We start from the raw sequence: 15,071 nt of genomic DNA on the forward strand, positions 1-15,071 counted from the left end.
AGAGATTGCGATGAAAAGCAATGACCAGCGCGTCTGGTTGGTGACCGGATGCTCCACCGGCTTCGGCCGGCATATCGCCGGCCACCTTCTCGATATCGGGCAGAAGGTGGTCGTCACCGCCCGCAAGCCCCATCAGATCCAGGACCTTGCCCAGCGTGGCGACGCCCTGATTCTGCCGCTTGACGTAACCGACCCCGCCCAGACGCGGGACGCCGTTCAACAGGCGGAAGCCCGGTTCGGCCGGGTCGACGTTCTGGTGAACAACGCCGGAATCGGCTATTTCGCCGCCGTGGAGGAGAGCGACGAGGCGCAGGTCCGGGCGATGTTCGAGGTGAACCTCTTCGGAGCCGCCTCGACGATCCGTGCCGTGCTGCCCGGCATGCGCCGCCGCCGAAGCGGCACCATCGTCAACCTGACTTCCGTTGGCGGACTGGAGGGCTTTCCGGCCGTCGGCTTCTATTGCGCGACGAAATACGCGGTGGAGGGCCTGTCCGACAGCCTGCGCATCGAGACGGCGCCGCTCGGCATTCACGTGATGACGGTGGAGCCCGGCGCCTTCCGCACGGAATGGGCCGGCTCCTCCATCGAGGCGGCCGGCACCATCGCCGACTACGACGCGACCGCAGGCGAGGCCCGCCGGGCCTATCGTGACTCAGTGGGGCAACAGCCGGGCGACCCCACCCGTGCGGCGCAGGCAATCGCATCCGCGGTGCTGTCGACCAATCCACCCAAGCGCCTGCTGCTTGGCAACGACGCCTACACCGTGGCCATGGCCAAGCTGGAGGAGATGGGCCGCGAGTTCCGCGCCTGGGAGACTCTGACCCGCAGCACGGAATTCACCGACGCGTCCAGGAACTGACCCGGCCCACCGCTCCACACCATCATTCAGGGGAGATCCCATGAACAGGTTCACAGGAAAGGTGATCATCGTGACCGGTGGCGGTTCGGGTATTGGCGAGGCCGCCGTCCGCCGCTTTCTCGCCGAAGGTGCCAGCGTGGTCATTACCGGCCGCAACAGGGACCGTCTGGAAAAAGCCGCCGCGGACATGGCACAGGACCGCATCCTTCTGTTCCCGGCCGACGTGTCAAAACGGCCGGACTGCGATGCCGTGGTCAGCGCCGCGGTCGAGCGCTTCGGGCGGATCGATACGCTCGTCAACGCCGCCGGCATGAATCTGGTCGGCACGGTGGACGACACCTCCGACGACGACTGGCGGGCATGCATGGGGGCCGATGTCGACAGCGTCTTCTTCCTGACCCGGGCCGCGCTGCCGCATCTGCGCAAGACGAAGGGTTCGATCGTGAATGTCGGATCGGTGTCCTCCCTTGGCGGCGGCTGGAGCCATGCGGGCTATAACGCCGCCAAGGCGGCGGTCGCCAATCTGACCCGGTCGGTCGCCTGCGACAACGGCAAGTACGGCGTGCGCGCCAACACGGTGTGCCCCGGCCTGACCGTGACCGGCATGGTCGACGCGATCATGGAGGACGAGGCGCTGCTCGAAAAGGCATGGGAGCGCATCCCGTTGCGCCGGGCCGGCAAGCCGGAGGAGATCGCATCTGCCATTGCGTTCCTGGCGAGCAACGAGGCCCAGTGGATCACCGGCGCCACCCTCGCCGTCGATGGCGGTCAGACCTGCACCGACGGCGGACCCGAATGGGGAAAATAGGGCGACCGGCAATTCGACAGGCTGCCCCCCTGGTCCGATCCTCGCGAAGGGTTGCATGATCCTCCACGGGATCGACCGGGGGACTGGGTGCGTCGGGGCAAACACGCTAGGATGGCAGGCGGCGGATTGACCGGAACGGAAAATGCCATGTTCATGGAGACTGAATTTTCGCTGATCCTGGACCGCGTCACCTCCGACCTGGGGGACGGCGTCCACGAAACGCAAATTTCCCGGCTGGCGGTGATCCGCGCCAGCAGTCCCACCGAACAACTTCACACCGTCTATGAGCCCTCCGTATGCTTCGTCGCGCGCGGGGCGAAGCGCACCATCGCCGGCGACCAGATCCTGGACTACCGCGCCGGCCAGTATCTCGCGGTCTCGCTCGATCTGCCAGTGATCGGGCAGGTGACGCAGGCGACGGCAGACAGCCCCTACCTGTGCCTGCGCCTGACGCTGGATCCGGCATTGCTGAGCGGCCTGATACTGGAAGCGGGATTGAAGGCGCCGCCGCAGGCCGACCAGGGACTTGGCCTGACGACCAGCCTCGCCACGCCGGAGATGATCGACGCGGCGGCCCGGATGGCGCGTCTGCTGGAGACGCCCGACGCCATCCCGGTGCTGGCGCCGCTGGTGGAACGCGAACTGTTCTATCGGCTGCTGACCGCCGACCAGGGCAGCCTGCTGCACCGGATCGCACTGGGTGAGAGCCGCACCGCGCAGATCGGTCGCGCGGTGAAGTGGATCAAGGACAATTTCCGCGAGCCGCTGCGCATCGAAACCGTGGCCGCCAAGGCCAACATGAGCCCGTCGGCCTTCCACCAGCATTTCAAGGAGGTCACGGCGCTCAGCCCCCTCCAGTACCAGAAGCAATTGCGGCTGCAGGAGGCGCGGCGGCTGATCCTGGCCAATCTGACCGACGCCGCCAGCGCCGGCTTCGCCGTGGGCTATGGCAGCCCGTCGCAGTTCAGCCGCGAATATGCCCGTCTGTTCGGGTTGCCGCCCATCCGCGACGCCGCCCGCCTGCGCTCCTCCATGACCGGCGGCGACGCCGGAGCACGGCAGGCCGCGCAGGCCTGACGCCCACGAGCGGACCGGAAGGTCTGGAGGATCAGGCAATCCTGCCGGACCTCTGGTCTACAGGGTGAAGCCCGTCCGCCCCTATTCTTCCTTCATCGGAACCGCACGCGACGGCGGTTCTCCAGCGAAGAAGGAAGACGGAAAATGAGCAAGATCTGGTTCATCACCGGCAGCGCGCGCGGCATCGGGGCGGAGGTGGCGAAGGCGGCTCTGGCGGCCGGCGACCGCGTGGTCGCCACCGGCCGCAAGCTCGACCAGTTGCAGGCGGTCTATGCCGACTACGGCGACCGCGTGCTGACGGTGGCGCTCGACGTCGCCGACGAGGTGCAGGCGGTGGCGGCGGCGCAGGCGGCGGTTGACCGCTTCGGGCGCATCGATGTCCTGGTCAACAACGCCGGCTTTGGCCAGCTCGGCCTGTTCGAGGAGATCGAGGCGGCGGATGTCGAGCGGCAATTCGCCACCAACGTGTTCGGCCTGTTCCACGTCACCCGCGCCGTCCTGCCGGTGATGCGCCGTCAGCGCTCTGGGCGCATCCTGAACCTCTCCTCCATTGGCGGCGTCCTCGGCTTCGCCGGTGCCTCGGTCTATTGCGCGGCGAAATTCGCGGTGGAGGGCTTCTCGGACTCGTTGGCCCCGGAGGTGGCGCCCTTCGGCATTCACGTCACGGTGGTCGAGCCCGGCTTCTTCCGCACCGACTTCCTGGACGGCAGCTCGGTGCGCTACGGCTCCAAGCGGATCGAGGATTATGCCGCTCATTCCGCCGACATGCGGTCGAGCTATGACGGCTACAGCCACAAGCAGCCGGGCGATCCGGCCAAGCTGGCCGCCGCCATGGTCGAGTTGGCAGGCACGTCCGAGCCGCCCCGCCACTTCCTGGCCGGCTCCGACGCCGTGGAGATGGCCGACGGCGTGATCGACCGGCGCCGCGCCGAGATCGCCGCATGGCGTGACCGTTCGGTCGGCACCGACTTCGATGCCTGACGCCACCGGGACCGGGGCGACCACCGCATGCGGGGCCGCCCCGGCACGGGAGGATCGGGCAAGAACATCGTCACGACAGAGGAGATGCCCACATGCTCTGCATCGGGATCGTCACCGCGTCGCTTGGCCTGCTTCTGCTGGTCGGGAACGACCGCAATTTTCAGCTTCCGCCCCGCCATGAAAGGCGCCGGCCCGCCACCCCCTACCGGCCGAGAGGGGAGGAATTGCTGGGGTGAGGATCAGTCGGTGACCGCGCCGGACGAGGCGGACAGCCGCCGACCACCGGTTGCCACGCGCGCAACGGCGCATGACCAAACGGCGTTCGCCGGGGGTCCTGCCGCCCGATAGGCTTCCTTCATCGGCTTCCATGCGGCGATGACGCCGCGGCGGATCACCTGACCAAGGATTCCATCATGAGCAGCGGCTCCTTTCAGAAGACCGGCGCCGGCGTGACGACCACCGACGTCTCGCTGATGATCAACAATGCCGTGGCGCTCGCGCAGTCGAGCAGTTCCATGTCACATGCCACCCTCGCATTGGAGCAGCCGGGCACAATCCAGCGGCTGGCCTCCCGATGAGCGCCGTCGTCCGTTTCCATCATCCCGGCCCTCCATCGGTTCTCGTCCTGGAAGATGAAGACGTTCCCCTGCCCGGCCCCGGTGAGGTCCGCTTCCGGGCACGGGCGATCGGCGTCAATTTCGTCGACACCGCTTTTCGCGACGGCAGCTTCAACTCACCCCTTCCGGCAGCCGGCGGGGTCGAGGCCGCCGGCGTCATCGACGCGGTCGGTCCGGGCGTGAGTGACCATGCCGTCGGCGACCGCGTCGGCTATTTCTTCGCGCCGGGCAGCTACGCCGAGCTGCGCAACGTCCCGGCGGAGGTGCTGATCCGGCTGCCCGACGACATCGCTTTCGACGATGCCGCCGCGATCATGACGAAGGGGCTGACGGCCTGGGTGGCGATCCGCCATCTTCATCCTGTCGAACCGGGCGAGGCGGTTCTCGTTCAGGGCGCCACTGGGGGCGTCGGATCGCTCACCGCGCGCTGGGCGGATGCTTTGGGTGCCCATGTCGTCGGCACCGGTTCCGCCGCCAAGCTGGGAGTGCTGAACGGGTCGGGCGTCAGCGGCGTAGACTCCCGTGATCCGGGTCTGTCCGACCGGCTGCGTCGGCTGGTGCCCGGCGGCTTCGACGTGGTCTGCGAGTTCGTGGGCCGGGGCACCTTCCCAGCCTCCGTGACGGCGCTCCGCGACGGCGGTGAGATCGTCATGATCGGCGCCGCATCCGGCCGCCCGGAGGTCGACCGCGACACACTGGCGGGCCGCCGCATCCGGCTGTCGAGCGGCAGCACGGCCCAGCTGGTCCGGGGATCGCTTCTCGCCAGCGCCAGCGCGGAGGTCTTCGACGCCCACCGACGGGGCGTGTTCGGAACTCTGCGCCTCAGCCGCTATCCGCTGGCAGACGCCGCCCGCGCCCATGAGGACATCGCAACGCGCAACCGCGACGGCCTGCTCCTGCTGATCCCGTGAACTCAGAGTCCGAAGCCGCCACTCAAGTTTCTCGCCGCGGTTGCCCGCCACCCCGGGGCGGGACCATGCCGGCCGGGCCTCCGGCGATGCCGGCGCGAAGCAGGTCCCGAAGGCCGGGCGGCCGGACGCCACCGGCTGCACTCCGCACAATCCCAAGAGGAACCCAGCAATGCTTAGCATGGATGAATTTGCCGGCAAGGTGGTGCTGGTCACCGGGGCGGGCTCCGGCATCGGCCGGGAAGCGGCTCTGCTCTTCGCGGAGCGCGGTGCGCATGTCTTCGCGGCCGACCTGAACGAGGCGGGGCTTGCGGAGACCCTGGAGCGGATCGTCCGGGCCGGCGGCCGCGCGTCGGTGCGCCGGACCGACGTATCCGACGAGAGCGAGGTTGCGGCCTTACTCGCCCATGTCGAACGCGAGGGTGGTCGTCTCGATGCCGCCTTCAACAATGCCGGCGTCACCGGCGGCACCCACCGGGTGGAGGAATACCCGGTGGAGGATTTCGACCGGGTGCTTGGCATCAACCTGCGCAGCATCTTCCTGGGCATCAAGCACGAGGTGCCCCTGATGCTGCGCAGCGGCGGCGGCGCCATCTGCAACACCGCCTCGGTCGCCGCGCTCACCGGCCCTGGCGGAATGAGCGCCTATGCCGCATCCAAGCACGGGGTGCACGGCCTGACGCGGGTCGCCGCCATGGAAAACGCGGCGCGGAACATCCGCGTCAACACGCTGGCTCCCGGCTTCACCGAAACGCCGATGGTCGTCGCCAACGGCTCGCAGAACCCGGCCTTCGCCGCCAATGCCACGGCGGCAATCCCGGCCAAGCGTGCCGCCCACCCGCGAGAGGTGGCCGAAGCCGCGGTCTGGCTGTGTTCCGACCGCGCCAGCTACGTGTATGGTCACATGCTGGTGGTGGATGGCGGCATGACGATCGGCGGGTTCGAGCCGGCATAGCGGAGCCGTGCCGTTCTAGAACGCGTCCCTGGCTTCGTCCTCTTCCACCCCGCGGCTCTTGCGGAACCGGTAGGCGAGTTGGGGGCGCGTCATTCCCAGTTCACGGGCGGCGGCGCTGAGGTTGCCGGATGCACGCTCGACCGCTCGGGCGATGATCTCGTTCTCGAAGGTCTCAAGCGAGAAATTGCCGTCGAGAAGCCGGTCGAGCGAGGGAGTGCCATCCGTCGCCGGCGGATCCTCCGTTCCGCCCATCGACAGCCGGCCCGCCCGTGAAACGCTGAAGAAGCGCGGACTATCCTGATCAAGCGGCGAGGAGAGGTGCGACAGGTCGATCGTCCCGGCATCGGGCGCGAGGATCACCGCGCGCTCGATCATGCTCTCCAGTTCGGCGATATTGCCGGGAAACTCGTAGGTCAGCAGGAATGCGATGGCGCTCTGGGCGACCGACCGAATCCGTTTGTCGTGGCGGCCGGCGAATTCCGTCACGAAATGCTTCAGCAGCAACGGGATGTCCGACCGCCGTTCGCGCAGGGGCGCCAGACGGATCGGAAAGGCGCTGAGCTTGTAATAGAGATCCTCGCGAAAGCAGCCGTCCCGCACCGCCGCCATCAGCCTTGGCATCGATGCGGCGATGACGCGCAGCTTCACCGGGCGCGGCTGGCCGCCGCCGAGCCGCTCCACCTCGCCGGCCTGCAGCACCCGCAGCAGCTTCGACTGCGCCCGCGCGTCGAGGCAGTGAACGTCCTCCAGGAACAGGGTCCCGCCGTTGGCTCGCTCCACCCGGCCGTTGCGCGACACCGCAGCCCCGGCCAGCGCCCCCTTCTCGATCCCGAACAACTCCGCGTCCAGCGCATCGCCGGTCGCCGCCGAGCAGCTGAAATGGACGAAGGGCTGACGCGCGCGATTGCTCAACCGGTGAAGGGCGCGCGCGCTCGTCTTCTTGCCGACCCCCGCCTCGCCGACCAGCAGCACCGGCGCATCGGTCGGTGCGACCTTGCCGATCAGATCCATGGTGGAGACGAAGTTCGGCGACATGCCGAGCAGCCGGCCGTCCGACCATTCCAGAGCCGGCGCCGCCACTCCGGCCGTCCGCTCCCACTGGTCGGTGTCGCTGTTCCACGGCTCGGACAGACACAGGCCGTTTTGCAGGTCGTCGCGGGCACCATCCTCCCAAAGCTCGGCCGGCTTGCCAACGATGCGGCATTGGGCATGGCCCATCGCCCGGCATTCGACCTCGCGGTACAGGATCGGGCGGCCCATGAAGACGCTGGTGTAGCCGGTGGCATAGCCGATGGCGCTCCAGCACACCGGTTCCTTGCTCAGGCCATGTTCCTTCAGATGCGCCTCGACCTCGATCGAGTTGCGCCAGATCCATTCCCCGGCGTGGAAGTTCGTCGCCGGATCGAAGGAATGGGCGACGGGCTCCACCACCACCATGCCTTCGATCGCGTGCAGCCGCGGCCCGGCCAGAAAGTTGGTCAGCATGTCCGATTCCGGCCGGGCGCGGCGCGCCAGCGCCCCGTCGGAACTGCCGCCGGCATGGCCCATGCGCATCAGCATCCGCTTCGCCGCCTCCTGCCCCACCGCCTCGATCAGTTCCTTACGGAAGGCGGCGTAGGCGGAGAGATGCACGAGCATCATACGCTCGCGTTCAAGCCAGATGCAGCCGTCTTCCGGATTGAACCGAAGCCGCGCGGACAGCGCCCCGATATCGACGCCGAGTTCAGGTTCGGTGTTCATGGCGGTAAACCCGATGACGCAGCGGGATGCTCACCCTTGGCGGGCGAACGGGGGACGATGACCGTGGAGTGGAGCATGGACCCTCGTTCACCAAATCATGCAGGCCGGCGGAAACAATGTGTTCAAATGCTCACTTTGGCAACGCCCCCGTTGGGGGCGAGAGACCGCCCAAAGCCCGGCTCAAGCCTAACCTGTTGAAACTTCTAAGTTTTAAAGTTTCGCTACGCCGGTTCGATGATTGCTGGCGCCCGCCCGCCCGTCGCATGCACCCTATCCTGGGACAGAGACCGCGCTCCGCACCGCGTCGAAGGACGTGACCGGCCGCCGGTTCGAACAAAAGACCGGGAGAGGTCAGATGACACGGTTCGACGGTAGGGTAATCAGCGGAGTCGGGGTGTTTGCCGCCGCTGTCGAGACGGGCAGCTTCGTCCGGACATCGGAGGTCGTCGGGTTGACGACCTCCGGGGTCAGCCGGGCAATCGGCAGGCTTGAGGAGCGACTGGGCACCCGCCTCTTTCACCGCACCCCGCAGGGAATCCGGATCACCGAGGATGGCCGCCGGTTCTACGAACAGACCTTGCCCCTGCTGGAACAGCTCGCCCAATCCGCAAGCGCCGTGCGGTCGTCGAACAGTGGCCTCGCCGGTACGATCCGGCTGAACGCCGATTCCGCTTCCAGCCACTTTCTTTTGCCCGTCATCCGAAGCTTCACCGAAGCCCATCCGGACGTAAACCTGCGGCTGGAGGTGCGGGAGCGGCCACTGGATCCCGGTGCCGGACCTTTCGATCTGGCGATGCACCTCGCCGATGCCGATTGGCCGGGGGCGGCCGGGGAACCGCTGTTCGAGAGCGAATCGATTCTCTGCGCCTCGCGCTCCTATCTGCGGGCGAAATCTGCGCCATCGACGCCAATGGAACTGACAGGAGCGGGGCACACGCTTCTTCTCGACGAGACCAACGAACGCCGACGGGCACCCTGGCTTTTCACCCGCGGCACGCAGAAGGTCGCCATCGAGGCGGGGCGGCATCTGAGCTTCAACACGCCGATGATGGTGCTGATGGCGGCGGTTCAGGGCGGCGGCATCGCAAAGCTTCCACGCTTCGTGGCCGCGACCGAGCTGGAGGAAGGCCGGCTCGTCCGCATCCTGGGCGACTGGCATGCGGGCTTCGCCTGCACCTATGTGTATTGCCAACCGGGCAGCGCCCCCAACGCCAGGACGGAGGCGCTTCTCAAACATCTGAGGACGGCCAGCAATGCCTTCACCGCGCGCACTCCCCCTGGAATGTTCGAGACCGGCCAAATCGCGCCCCCGGCATCCGATGTTGCACTCCGGATCATCGGATGACCATCCGCAAGCAACACCCTGCCGGCGATCCTCGTCCCTACCACCATGGCAAGCTGGCGGAGGCGCTGGTCGACGCGACGTTCGACATCGTCCGCGAAAAAGGGATCGAGGGGGTCTCCGTCCGTGAGGCGGCGCGGCGCGTCGACGTGTCGTCCTCCGCGCCGTTCAAGCATTTCAGGAACCGGGCCGACCTGATGCTGGCCGTCGTCGACAAGGCGGTCGAAAGCCTGCGGATCGCGGTCGAGGCCTCCTTCCTGTCCCAATCCGATCCTCTGGATTGCGTCCGCGCCGCCGGCGATGCCTATCTCGCCTGGTCCTACACCCACCCCATCCACATGCAGATCATCACCGCGTCCTGCGCCAGCCTGCCGCGATCGGCGGATGCCCAGCACCAGATCGATGAGATGACCGGCTACTGGTTCGCGTGGTTCGGTGCGGCGGCGGCCTCGGGGGCTCTGAGGGGCGATCCCGACCCCTGCATCGCCGCGGTCGCGAGCGGCGCCCAGCTTTATGGCCTGTCTTCGGCCTTCGCCGAGGGCCGCTGTGTTTCCCCGGCCATGGCGGCCGATCCGCTCGCAACGATGAAAAGCGCCTTCGCCCTTCACCTCGCCAATCTGCGCTCCTGACCCTGCGGTCGCCCGACCGGCGCATGGGACCGGAACCGGCGCGGCTGACGCTTTGTCATCCGCGCGGTGACGAATTGTCGGTCGTGCGGCCGCAGCCGGGCCGCTTAGCATCGTGACGGTGAATGCATGCCGGCAGGACTGCCTCGGCACCCGCTGCCCCTCTCCTGCACCGCTGCAATCCGCACCAACACGAAAAGGATCGCTTTCATGGCCAAGATTCTCGTTCTCTACTACTCGTCCTACGGCCACATCGAGACGATGGCCCATGCCATTGCCGAGGGTGCGCGCGGCGCCGGTGCGGCGGTGGACGTCAAGCGCGTGCCCGAAACGGTGCCGGAAGCGGTGGCGAAGAACGCCCACTTCAAGCTCGACCAGAGCGCGCCGGTCGCCACGGTGGCCGAGTTGGAGCAATATGACGCCATCATCGTCGGCACCGGCACCCGCTTCGGCCGCATCTCCTCGCAGATGGCGGCCTTCCTCGACCAGGCCGGCGGGCTGTGGGCACGCGGCGCCCTGAACGGCAAGGTCGGTGCCGCCTTCACCTCCAGCGCCACCCAGCATGGCGGCAACGAGACCACGCTGTTCTCCATCATCACCAACCTGCTGCATTTCGGCATGGTCATCGTCGGCCTGCCCTACAGCCACCAGGGCCAGATGAGCAGCAGCGAGATCGTCGGCGGCGCGCCCTATGGCGCCACCACGGTTGCCGCCGGCGACGGGTCCCGCCAGCCGTCCGAGATCGATCTGGCCGGAGCCCGCCACCAGGGCGAACTCGTCGCCCTCACCGCGGCCAAGCTTTTCGGCTGACCTTCCGACACCACAGAGGGTTCTGCAATGTCCAGCACGCCCCAGAGTCAGGCGGCGATCGCCGTCGTGCGTCGCAACACCGAAGAGGTCCAGGGCCGTGGCGACTACGCCCTGTTCGAGGAACTCTTCGCCCCCGATTACATCGACCATACGCCGCAACCGGGCGGAACGCCCGACCGGGCCGGCACGTTGCGCCTGTACAAGACGCTGCGCGCCGCCTTCCCGGATTTCCATGCGGACATCCACTGGCAGGTCGCCGACGGCGATCTGGTCACCACCTACAAGACTTATCACGGCACCCACCGCGGCCCCTTCCTCGGCATCGCCCCTACCGGCAAGGCCATCGCCTTCGAGACGGTGGACGCCATGCGCGTGCACGAAGGTCGGATCGTCGAGCATTGGGGCGTCGCCAACCTCTACAAGCTGCTGGAACAGCTGGGCGCCCTGACCGTGGCGCAATCCCCCACCCAGCCGGGCGGTGCGCCGGCTTGATCCGGCGCGTCCTCCTCTTCTCGCGAGGTCCATCATGAGCAACATTCTGAACGGCAAGGTGGTCGTGGTGACTGGCGCGTCGAGCGGCATCGGCCGGGCGATCGCACTGCGCGCGGCCGAACATGGTGCCCGTGCGCTGATCGTCTCCGACGTGACGGAGACGCCGCGCGAAGGCGGCGAGCCAACCGCCGAAGCGATCAGGGCGCTGGGCGTGCCCACCCTTTTCGTGAAGACCGACGTCAGCAAGCGCGCCGAGAACGACGCCCTGGTCGCCGCGGCGGCGGAGTTCGGCGGCGTCGATGTGTTCGTCGCCAACGCCGGAATCACACTGCGCACCGACGGCGCCGAGGTGCCGGAGGAGGATTATCGGCGGCTGATGGCGGTCAATCTCGACGGCGTTCTGTTCGGCGCCCAGGCGGCGGCCCGCCAGATGAAGGCGAAGGGCAAGGCCGGCAGCATCGTGCTGATGGCGAGCATGGGCGGGCTGGTGGGGGCCGGGATCACAGTGGCCTATTCGACCAGTAAAGGCGGCGTGATCCTGATGGCGAAGTCGCTGGCCGATGCACTTGGGCCCGATGGCATCCGGGTCAATGCCGTCGCCCCCGGCACCATCGACACGGTGCTGCTACGGACCGCTCCTGGCATCGCCGAATCCGCCGAAGGCTTCCGTCAGCGGACGCCTCTGCGCCGCCTGGGCCAGCCGTCTGAGATTGGCGACGCGGTGGCCTATCTTGGCTCCGACCTGTCCAGCTATGTCACCGGCCACGCCCTGTCCGTCGATGGCGGCCTGCTCGCGGTGATCTGACCCGCCAAAGCGGATTGCGATCCGCTTTGGACCGCGACGGCGGTCCCGGCCGCTTATGCGGCCGTAGCTTGGCCTCTCGCGGGAACTATGTTCCCGCTGGCGGCAGGCGGATGCCATTGGCATCCGCTGAGAGCCGGCAAGTGAGGCCATTTGAATCCAAAGCGAACGGAAGTTCGCTTTAATGAGGGCGCCTCATCACCGTATCGGCGCGCTCTCACCCAGCCGACATTGTTCGACTGACCATTGGTGGGCGGAATGTTGCCGATGGGTTCGAGCAGGCGGCGGCGGTTGAACCACTCCACCCATTCCAGGGTGGCGAACTCGACGGCCTCCCGGATGCGCCAAGATCCGCGGTGCCGGTTCACTTCGGTTTTGTAGGGGCCGTTGATGGTCTCGGCCAACGCGTTGTCCTACGAAGCGCCGACGCTGCCCACGGAGGGCTCGACGTCGGCCTCGGTGAGGAACTCGGTGTACCGAATGGCAACGTATTGCGACCCCGCGGTAGCTTCGCTGGCCCTTCGGGCTCAGAGTGATGGATGAGGCCGCGGCCCTCGGCCAGCCGGCGCTCGTGGAGGGGCGGGCCGCCGGCACTTCGTCCGGACAGTCGGTTCGGTCTGACGGTCTTATGGCTGAATTGCGGCGAACTCTTCAGCGGCAAGGATCATGGCTTGCCGAATGGCGGGATAGCCGCTGTAGGGCAGCATGTTCAGAAGGGTTTCGACAATCTCATCCTTACGGGCGCCGGCCTTGATCGCGGCGCGGATGTGGACGCGCAGCGGCGTTACGTCGGTCGCGGCGCCACGGGCCGCCAGGGCCGCACAAGCAGTCAGCTCCCGTGTTTTCGCGTCGATGCCAGACCGATGAAAGATGTCTCCGTAGCAAAACTCGACGATCAAGCCGCCGATTTCAGGTGCAACATCGTCGAAGCTGTGCACCACCGCCTCACCGGACGCGCTCGACGTCGCCGCCAGCGCCGTCAAGCCGCGATTCCGGCGGAGCCGCCGGCTCTCGGACCCTGTGTCTTCCGCCACGGGAGTCGGGTGGAGATCGGCGGTGGTCGGGTGCTGGTCCGGCGGATCCTCAACCACCGCGCCAAGGAGAGCGAAGCCGTTAAGCGCCGCCGGGAAACCGGCATAGACGCTGAGCTGCATGATGGCCTCCGCAAGGGTCGGGAGGGTAACACCGCCAGCGACCGCGGCCCGGAGATGCAGCCGCATCAACTCCGAACGGTTGCCCGTCGCCCCCAGCATGCTGATGATTGCCAAATGCTTGTCTTCATTCGTCAGTCCGTGGCGCGCCATCACGTCGCCGAAAACGAATTCCAGTGACCATTGGGCCAACTCGGGAGAGATACTGGCGAAAGCGGCAGAGAACGCGGATGGATCCATTCCCATGAGGTCACGGAACGTGCCGAGACCGCGCCGGTACCGGTCGGTCCCATCGCCGTCGTCTGGTTCCTTCGGGGCAAAGGCAAGGCCACGTTCCGTGAAAATGTCCCTCACGATACCGATGGAGTCGATCGCGATGGGAAAGCCGAGCATAGCGGTCGAAAGGAACAGCAGCTCGACGAGATCGTCTGGTGTTCCTCCGACATTGAGCAGGCCTTCCATATGAAATTTCAGCTGCGGCTGCAGGGATGCCTGCGCCAGCAGGGCGCTGATGGTGCAGATTTGACGCAGACGCAGATCGAGCCCGGGACGGGACAGAACGTCGCCGTATGGGTATTCAACCGTGAAGCGGGCCATGTCCTTCGACAGCCTGCTCAGCCGGTTGATCGGTCCGTCGAAATCGGGGCCGCCTATGTGTTGCAGAAGGAGCATGCCGCGCCTGAAGCGCTCCGCCGGAGCCTGATTGTACTCCGTTTCGGGGGAACTCACATGTTCGGTCATCGGCATTCCCGCTTCCCCTTCCTTTTCCATCCAGCGGAGCCCTGCCCGCCGCGATGGAGGGAAAGCTGGTCACACTGAACCGGTCCGACAATCGAGCGGAAACCGAATAGGCTTGTCAGCGCGACTGAATAATTGCTCTCTGCCCGAATTGCTGCCCTGGTTTCTCTACAGTCGGACTCATCGAGGCTCCACGGCTTTGGACTTGATGAAGTCAATGAACGCGCGCAATGCCGGCGCCATTTGCCGCTGCTGCGGGTAGCAGAGGTAGAAGCCGGGGAACGGGGCCGACCACTCCTCCAACAGCGGGACGAGCAAGCCCTTTGCGATCAGGGGCCGTAGCTCTTGCTCCATCCAGAACGCGATGCCGATGCCGTTCACCGCTGCGTCGATCGTCATGCTCTGCTCGCTCAACACCAGCGGGCCTTTCACGTCCACCTCGAACCAGGCGCCGTCGGCGAAGAATTCCCAGTTGTAGGGGGTGGTCCGCCCCGGCCAGCGCCAGCGGATGCAAGCGTGCGACAGCAAATCCTTCGGCGTCTCCGGCCGGCCGTGGTGGGCGATGTAGGCGGGGGAAGCCACGGCGATCTGCCGGATGTCGCCTCCCAGCCGCAGGGCGACCATATCCTTCTCGATCACCTCCCCAAGCGTGAAGCCGACGTCGAAGCCGGACGCGACCAGGTCGACCACCGCGTCATCCACCAGGATGTCAAGAGTGACGTCCGGGTAGGCCTCGCGGAAGGCCGCGAGGTTCGGCCCGACATAAGCGCTGAAGGCCGCGCGCAGGCAGCGCACGCGCACCACCCCGGCCGGCCGCGCGCGCAGTTGCCCGACGTCGTCCAGCGCCGCGTCCAACTCCTCCAGCGCCGGGCGGACACGCAGCAGAAGCCGTTCGCCCGCATCTGTCAGGGAGACGCTGCGCGTGGTTCGGTGCAGCAGGCGCACGCCCAGCCGCTCCTCAAGTGTGCGGATGATCTGGCTGAGCGAGGACGGCGACAGGCCCAGTTGCTCTGCCGCCTTAGAAAAACTCCCCTGCTCGGCCACCGCGATGAATGCACGGAGGTCGGCGTTCCCACTGGCCCGCATTCAAGAAATTCCCATGGCTGCCGCGGATTCTGTTGCCAAACCTAAACACCCTTTTCGGCAGTCGACCGATTAACCCAAC

The 15,071-nt window shown here is 66.9% G+C and carries 16 protein-coding genes and 1 pseudogene; 13 read left to right on the plus strand and 4 right to left on the minus strand.

The window, feature by feature from the left end; all coding sequences use genetic code 11:
• The first annotated feature begins 10 nt into the window (after window positions 1-10).
• The 8 genes from JJL56_RS18650 to JJL56_RS18685 all read left to right on the plus strand — a co-directional run bounded on the left by JJL56_RS18650 (window position 11) and on the right by JJL56_RS18685 (window position 6,205).
• Complete coding sequence (locus JJL56_RS18650; protein WP_145629089.1) at window positions 11-859, plus strand: oxidoreductase; 849 nt, start codon at window positions 11-13, stop codon at window positions 857-859.
• Between the two features lie 40 nt (window positions 860-899).
• A complete protein-coding gene (gene budC, locus JJL56_RS18655; RefSeq protein WP_200485889.1) occupies window positions 900-1,667 on the plus strand; it encodes a meso-2,3-butanediol dehydrogenase in 768 nt (255 codons plus the stop codon).
• A gap of 153 nt (window positions 1,668-1,820) precedes the next feature.
• Window positions 1,821-2,744 (plus strand): AraC family transcriptional regulator, encoded by a 924-nt coding sequence (locus JJL56_RS18660; RefSeq protein WP_247891138.1) that lies wholly within the window; start codon window positions 1,821-1,823, stop codon window positions 2,742-2,744.
• Window positions 2,745-2,888: 144 nt separating this feature from the next.
• Window positions 2,889-3,725: an oxidoreductase gene (locus JJL56_RS18665; protein WP_145629095.1), complete on the plus strand. Its 837-nt coding sequence runs from the start codon at window positions 2,889-2,891 to the stop codon at window positions 3,723-3,725.
• Window positions 3,726-3,817: 92 nt separating this feature from the next.
• Window positions 3,818-3,961 carry a hypothetical protein gene (locus tag JJL56_RS18670; protein ID WP_200485891.1) on the plus strand — a complete coding sequence of 48 codons (144 nt, stop codon included), beginning with the start codon at window positions 3,818-3,820 and terminating at the stop codon, window positions 3,959-3,961.
• A 177-nt stretch (window positions 3,962-4,138) separates the two neighbouring features.
• On the plus strand, window positions 4,139-4,303 hold the full coding sequence (locus JJL56_RS18675) for a hypothetical protein (protein ID WP_186453067.1): 165 nt from the start codon (window positions 4,139-4,141) through the stop codon (window positions 4,301-4,303).
• Window positions 4,300-5,253 carry a zinc-binding dehydrogenase gene (locus JJL56_RS18680; RefSeq protein WP_200485892.1) on the plus strand — a complete coding sequence of 318 codons (954 nt, stop codon included), beginning with the start codon at window positions 4,300-4,302 and terminating at the stop codon, window positions 5,251-5,253. The genes JJL56_RS18675 and JJL56_RS18680 overlap by 4 nt, the downstream gene beginning before the upstream one ends.
• 178 nt (window positions 5,254-5,431) lie before the next feature.
• A complete protein-coding gene (locus JJL56_RS18685) occupies window positions 5,432-6,205 on the plus strand; it encodes an SDR family NAD(P)-dependent oxidoreductase (RefSeq protein WP_200485893.1) in 774 nt (257 codons plus the stop codon).
• Window positions 6,206-6,220: 15 nt separating this feature from the next.
• On the opposite strand, the gene JJL56_RS18690 is transcribed toward JJL56_RS18685, so the two are convergent.
• On the minus strand, window positions 6,221-7,945 hold the full coding sequence (locus JJL56_RS18690; protein WP_200485894.1) for a sigma-54-dependent Fis family transcriptional regulator: 1,725 nt from the start codon (window positions 7,943-7,945) through the stop codon (window positions 6,221-6,223).
• A gap of 355 nt (window positions 7,946-8,300) precedes the next feature.
• Between JJL56_RS18690 and JJL56_RS18695 the strand changes: the two genes are divergently transcribed.
• The 5 genes from JJL56_RS18695 (at window position 8,301) to JJL56_RS18715 (ending at window position 12,020) form a co-directional block, all read left to right on the plus strand.
• Window positions 8,301-9,290 carry a LysR family transcriptional regulator gene (locus tag JJL56_RS18695; protein WP_145629106.1) on the plus strand — a complete coding sequence of 330 codons (990 nt, stop codon included), beginning with the start codon at window positions 8,301-8,303 and terminating at the stop codon, window positions 9,288-9,290.
• Complete coding sequence (locus JJL56_RS18700) at window positions 9,287-9,916, plus strand: TetR/AcrR family transcriptional regulator (protein WP_145629108.1); 630 nt, start codon at window positions 9,287-9,289, stop codon at window positions 9,914-9,916. The genes JJL56_RS18695 and JJL56_RS18700 overlap by 4 nt, the downstream gene beginning before the upstream one ends.
• Before the next feature lie 207 nt (window positions 9,917-10,123).
• Complete coding sequence (wrbA, locus tag JJL56_RS18705) at window positions 10,124-10,723, plus strand: NAD(P)H:quinone oxidoreductase (protein WP_145629110.1); 600 nt, start codon at window positions 10,124-10,126, stop codon at window positions 10,721-10,723.
• A gap of 27 nt (window positions 10,724-10,750) precedes the next feature.
• A complete protein-coding gene (locus tag JJL56_RS18710) occupies window positions 10,751-11,215 on the plus strand; it encodes an ester cyclase (protein ID WP_200485895.1) in 465 nt (154 codons plus the stop codon).
• Window positions 11,216-11,249: 34 nt separating this feature from the next.
• Entirely contained in the window at window positions 11,250-12,020 is a 771-nt protein-coding gene (locus JJL56_RS18715; protein ID WP_200485896.1) for an SDR family NAD(P)-dependent oxidoreductase, read from the plus strand.
• A 53-nt stretch (window positions 12,021-12,073) separates the two neighbouring features.
• Here the strand turns inward: JJL56_RS18715 and JJL56_RS33185 are convergent.
• From JJL56_RS33185 to JJL56_RS18730, 3 genes and pseudogenes are all read right to left on the minus strand, one after another.
• Window positions 12,074-12,594, minus strand: a pseudogene (locus JJL56_RS33185) (integrase core domain-containing protein); the annotation flags it as partial.
• 49 nt (window positions 12,595-12,643) lie between these two features.
• Window positions 12,644-13,915, minus strand: coding sequence for a carboxymuconolactone decarboxylase family protein (locus tag JJL56_RS18725; protein WP_200485897.1), 1,272 nt, complete (start codon window positions 13,913-13,915; stop codon window positions 12,644-12,646).
• Between the two features lie 171 nt (window positions 13,916-14,086).
• Window positions 14,087-14,992 (minus strand): LysR family transcriptional regulator, encoded by a 906-nt coding sequence (locus JJL56_RS18730; protein WP_145629664.1) that lies wholly within the window; start codon window positions 14,990-14,992, stop codon window positions 14,087-14,089.
• Window positions 14,993-15,071 lie beyond the last annotated feature (79 nt).

The organism is Azospirillum aestuarii, assembly GCF_016632405.1.
Lineage (GTDB): Bacteria > Pseudomonadota > Alphaproteobacteria > Azospirillales > Azospirillaceae > Azospirillum > Azospirillum aestuarii.

Coding starts and splice junctions, on each gene's coding strand:
- JJL56_RS18650 (WP_145629089.1), top strand. CDS start 11: ATGAAAAGCAATGACCAGCGCGTCTGGTTGGTGACCGGATGCTCCACC.
- budC (WP_200485889.1), top strand. CDS start 900: ATGAACAGGTTCACAGGAAAGGTGATCATCGTGACCGGTGGCGGTTCG.
- JJL56_RS18660 (WP_247891138.1), top strand. CDS start 1,821: ATGGAGACTGAATTTTCGCTGATCCTGGACCGCGTCACCTCCGACCTG.
- JJL56_RS18665 (WP_145629095.1), top strand. CDS start 2,889: ATGAGCAAGATCTGGTTCATCACCGGCAGCGCGCGCGGCATCGGGGCG.
- JJL56_RS18670 (WP_200485891.1), top strand. CDS start 3,818: ATGCTCTGCATCGGGATCGTCACCGCGTCGCTTGGCCTGCTTCTGCTG.
- JJL56_RS18675 (WP_186453067.1), top strand. CDS start 4,139: ATGAGCAGCGGCTCCTTTCAGAAGACCGGCGCCGGCGTGACGACCACC.
- JJL56_RS18680 (WP_200485892.1), top strand. CDS start 4,300: ATGAGCGCCGTCGTCCGTTTCCATCATCCCGGCCCTCCATCGGTTCTC.
- JJL56_RS18685 (WP_200485893.1), top strand. CDS start 5,432: ATGGATGAATTTGCCGGCAAGGTGGTGCTGGTCACCGGGGCGGGCTCC.
- JJL56_RS18690 (WP_200485894.1), bottom strand. CDS start 7,945: ATGAACACCGAACCTGAACTCGGCGTCGATATCGGGGCGCTGTCCGCG.
- JJL56_RS18695 (WP_145629106.1), top strand. CDS start 8,301: ATGACACGGTTCGACGGTAGGGTAATCAGCGGAGTCGGGGTGTTTGCC.
- JJL56_RS18700 (WP_145629108.1), top strand. CDS start 9,287: ATGACCATCCGCAAGCAACACCCTGCCGGCGATCCTCGTCCCTACCAC.
- wrbA (WP_145629110.1), top strand. CDS start 10,124: ATGGCCAAGATTCTCGTTCTCTACTACTCGTCCTACGGCCACATCGAG.
- JJL56_RS18710 (WP_200485895.1), top strand. CDS start 10,751: ATGTCCAGCACGCCCCAGAGTCAGGCGGCGATCGCCGTCGTGCGTCGC.
- JJL56_RS18715 (WP_200485896.1), top strand. CDS start 11,250: ATGAGCAACATTCTGAACGGCAAGGTGGTCGTGGTGACTGGCGCGTCG.
- JJL56_RS18725 (WP_200485897.1), bottom strand. CDS start 13,915: ATGCCGATGACCGAACATGTGAGTTCCCCCGAAACGGAGTACAATCAG.
- JJL56_RS18730 (WP_145629664.1), bottom strand. CDS start 14,992: ATGCGGGCCAGTGGGAACGCCGACCTCCGTGCATTCATCGCGGTGGCC.